Genomic DNA, 4023 nt, shown 5'->3' with positions numbered 1-4023 from the left:
AATTCTAATGATTCTTTATACAAAGGTTCAGCTTCGTCGTACCTTCCTTGATTATCGTATAATAATGCTAAATTATTCAAACTAGTGGCGACATCGGGATGGTTTTCTCCTAATCGCTTTCTCGTTACAGATAAACAATCCTCGCGCCAAGGTACTGCTTCCTGATAGAATCCTTTACCTTCGTAAAACCTACCCAAAGCAACAAAAGGCCAGATTAAATCATCATCCCTCAGCCAATCTTGTTGAGTAGTCGCCGCTGCCGCAATATGAGGAATCGCCAGGTTTACTTTCTCAATATCCTCCAGAGTTGGTGTCTGAGGAATTTTCTCAGCTTTCCCTACCATTACCTGACAAAATCTTTGCTTCCAGTCATCTGCGATGCCCAATTCTTCGCCCTTGGCAATCAAGAATTCCCGAATCAGTGGATGCAACTGATAAGTATCTTTCTCGCTACGCTGAATCAGATGGAAATATACCAAACTGTAATCTCTGGTTTCCTCTAATTCCTCCGAATCAATATCCGGCAAACACTCTTCCACCAATTGCCAGGGAATCGGCGCAAGGGCAAATAAACTCAAATATAACCCCAACTCCTGCCCTGACTTATTCAATTCCAACCAACTCAACTCAAAAGCATCTCTTACCCCCAATTGCCCCGTCATAGTCGCCTCCGACTTGGGTTTTTTCAGCCCCAACTGTTGTAGCTGTTTCGCCTCAAGCCGAGACAACATTTCCGCCAGCGACAAATCCAATTTCCGCATCAAATATCGCCCCACCAACTCCAAACCCAAAGGTAAATAACCCAACCATTTACAGATATTTTCCCCTACTTCTAATTCCGCCCCTACTCTTTCCTCTCCTATCAGCGATTTCAATAAATCCAACGCCGCCTCACCAGTCAAAACCTGCAAATCTAACCGCACAATCGGCGCAGGCAACTCTAACCGCGTCGTCATCAACACCTTAAAACGCGCTTCCCTAGGTAGATAGGGTTTCACTTTTTCATAATCTATCACATCATCGATTACAACCAATACATCAGAAAAGATTTTTTGCTCCCTTCCTTGATAAGAAGAAATTTCCTGCTCCCCCCCTTGATAAGAAGAAAGTTCTTTATCCCCCCCTTGATAAGAAGAAAGTTCTTTATCCCCCCCTTGATAAGAAGAAAGTTCTTTATCCCCCCCTTGATAAGGGGGGTTAGGGGGGTAATGCCAATTTCGCCAGCAATAAGCCACTCGCTGCTGCAAATCAAAATCTTCCGGCGGATTTAACCCTAAATATACCCGCGCAAAATCCACAATTTGAATCCCTAAATCCAAACCCCGCGCCAACAACCAACAAACCCCACCTCTGTAGAAATGCTTCGCCCCTACATCAATTTGGGAATATCGCAAAGCATATTGCAGCGCCAATTCGGTTTTGCCAATACCCCCCATAGCAGAAATAGCCACAGGCTCATTCTCCTGTAACATTCTGTGTAAGTTTGCCAGTACTTCCTCTCTCCCGACAAACTTAATTACACCACTCTCAGGAAGATTTTGAGGAATACCTTCCGGGGGATTTGACTTTACCCCATCCCCATTGGGCGACTTCAGTCAAGTATAGTTATTAGTTTGTTGATGAATTACAAGAGACTGAGCAACCATTGCTCCTTTCTCAGCTTTTATCTCCTCCGCTAACTTAGCAAAATTATTCACAACCGACGGCTGAGACTGAATTTGGGCAGCCAATTCTCGGATAACTTTACTTGCCTCTAGCGGCTGATTATTTACCACAGCCTCCACATCAATCACGGCTTCAGCAATATCTGGATTAGCCTCCGCTGCTCCTTTCAATTGCAATACCGCTTCCCCATAATCCGAAGGTGGCTGTGAATCTCCCTCAGCCGTTAAAATATGTAACTTATTCTTTTGCCGTAATTTTTCTACCAACTTACCACTTTTCTCGAATACAGCCTCTCCAAGCCTTTCGCCGCCCTTTTCCAGCGCTTTCGTTGATATGATAGTTGCGATCGCAGTAGTCAAAGCCGTCAGTGTTATTGGCTCCATCAATTTACCATCCTCACTTACTCTCAAAATTACTTCTATCCTGACAACAGCTATTCCGGATAAAAGGGATATTCCATCATCGGGAGTAATTGAGATCCCCCTAAATCCTTTTTTAAGGCAGGTTAGGGGAAGCTACACCTTACATCTGCTGCACAACCTCATCCAACCAAACAACTAAATCCCCCACCGTCTGAAAATCCAACAGCATTTCACCCAACTCTCCTAATTGAGCCATTGATAGTCGCTGAATTCGCTGTTGCAACTGCGGATTAATTTCACCAAAGCGATGAATTAGTTGACGTATGATAATTGATTTTACCTGACACCTATTCAACCAAACAGCTAAATCTGTAGCAGTCTGAAAATCTAATAATTCCTCACTCAAATCTTCTAACTGAGTCAGAGATAATCTCTGAAATTGTTCTTGTAACTCAGGGTTAATTACGCCACATCGACGAGTCAGTTGACGGCTCAACAATGATAATGCTTCCTCTTGCTTTCCTTCCAGTCTTCCTTTTTGCACTCCCCTTTGAATAATATCCTGATAAGTTACTGACTCTAACATCACTTCCTCCCGGAATAGTTGACGAATTGTATTTTTATCAAACCGTAAACCCGCCAGTATATCTACACAAGCAGTTAGGTTTCCTTTCATTCGTGGTTCTTCAATTTTATCGATTTCAAGAGCAACTTGCTCTAGTAAAGTTTTCGGAGTATCGCTGCGGGCTAAAGTCGCTAAAGGTAACAAAGCTGGAGTTGCTAGCAGTGGTGCGGGATCTTCTTCCCACAAGCGAATTACTCGATAACGATGGCTGGTATTTACATCAGTTAACTGATTCACAAATACCCCTTCAGCAGTAGTAGACTTAAGAAAAATTACCACCTGCTCGATATGACACCCATACTGTCGTTTGAGTCTCACCCAATAATCTAACATCCTCAGAGGCAAAGGTGGCTGGGAAGCAGGTAAAGTTTGGAATTCCCAGTGAAAAATACGGTTAGATCCTTGTCGTAATATGAGAGAATCAGCACGAATCGGTTCTAGACTAAGTTCAGTTTTGATAACCGTAATATCAGTAACATCTTCTCCAGAAAGCCAGCGAACAAAATCGGCTGGGTATTCCTCAGCGAGATATTTGCAAATGTTGTCGGAAGCCACAGTAAATTTTCCGTTTGAAAGACTATCAGTCCGCTCGTATTTATAAGAAAATAGCATGAAAACCCCGTGACTTTAGACCGGGGATTGTCAAAATACAACTTACCCAGCTCTATTAAATATAGCGATCGCAGTGGATTAGCTTTCGCCTAACGCACCCTACAGATAGAGACTACCCATCCGTTACATCCGTTACCGCATCCGCTGCCCCATCCACCCTTGGCAATTCCCCCTCGATGTTGGATAGTTGTAAAATATAAATTTGCGATCCATCTATGTCCCTCTGCATTAACCCTAGCTGTCCTCGCCCAGACAATCCCGCCAATCACCTCAACCGCTTCTGTGGTAGTTGCGGCTCCGACTTATTAGTTATGGGGCGCTATCAGGTAATGCGTCTGATTAGCGATCGCACTGGTTTTGGTAAAATCTACGAAGCCCAAGAAGAGGGGACTACCAAAATCATCAAAATCCTCAAAGAAGCCCTCAACCAAAATGCCAAAGCAGTAGAATTATTCGAGCAAGAAGCCAGTGTTTTGGGAGCGCTTAATCATCCCGGTATTCCCCAAGTTGATGGCTACTTTCAGTATCAAACTCGCAATAGTTTGTTACTCCACTGCATTACCATGGAAAAAATCGATGGCTCTAATTTAGAAGAGTGGATGGCAGTAAGAGGAAATCGCCCCATCTCCCAAGAGAGAGCCATCCTTTGGTTAAAACAAATTGCGATAATTTTGGAGTTGGTACATAGCAAAAATTACCTCCATCGAGATATTAAACCTTCTAATATTATGCTCCGCACCCCTGCTTACCAAGGGGGGG

General features: G+C 43.6%; 4 protein-coding genes and 1 pseudogene. 1 reads left to right on the top strand and 4 read right to left on the bottom strand.

The features are described from left to right. The 4 genes and pseudogenes from NJ959_RS26675 to NJ959_RS26660 form a co-directional block, all read right to left on the bottom strand. Positions 1-1472 (bottom strand): tetratricopeptide repeat protein (locus NJ959_RS26675; protein WP_254014787.1); only part of this gene is annotated, 1472 nt, incomplete at its 3' end. A gap of 123 nt (positions 1473-1595) precedes the next feature. Further along, entirely contained in the window at positions 1596-2048 is a 453-nt protein-coding gene (locus NJ959_RS26670; RefSeq protein ID WP_254014786.1) for a hypothetical protein, read from the bottom strand. 139 nt (positions 2049-2187) lie between these two features. Next, entirely contained in the window at positions 2188-2382 is a 195-nt protein-coding gene (locus NJ959_RS30865) for a DUF4351 domain-containing protein (protein ID WP_256529860.1), read from the bottom strand. Then, positions 2380-3207, bottom strand: a pseudogene (locus NJ959_RS26660) (Rpn family recombination-promoting nuclease/putative transposase); the annotation flags it as partial. The gene NJ959_RS30865 and the pseudogene NJ959_RS26660, both read right to left, overlap by 3 nt. A 272-nt stretch (positions 3208-3479) precedes the next feature. Between NJ959_RS26660 and NJ959_RS26655 the strand changes: the two are divergent. After that, a partial coding sequence (locus NJ959_RS26655; RefSeq protein ID WP_254014785.1) for a serine/threonine protein kinase occupies positions 3480-4023 on the top strand: 544 nt, incomplete at its 3' end.

Source organism: Limnofasciculus baicalensis BBK-W-15, assembly GCF_024178385.1.
GTDB classification, from domain to species: Bacteria; Cyanobacteriota; Cyanobacteriia; order Cyanobacteriales; family Coleofasciculaceae; genus Limnofasciculus; species Limnofasciculus baicalensis.
The sequence above is the reverse complement of the archived record's forward strand: the minus strand, read 5'-3'. Positions and strand labels throughout refer to the sequence as shown.

Bases quoted from the DNA above. Each gene is read 5' to 3' on its own strand.
- NJ959_RS26670 (WP_254014786.1), bottom strand. From the start codon at position 2,048: ATGGAGCCAATAACACTGACGGCTTTGACTACTGCGATCGCAACTATC.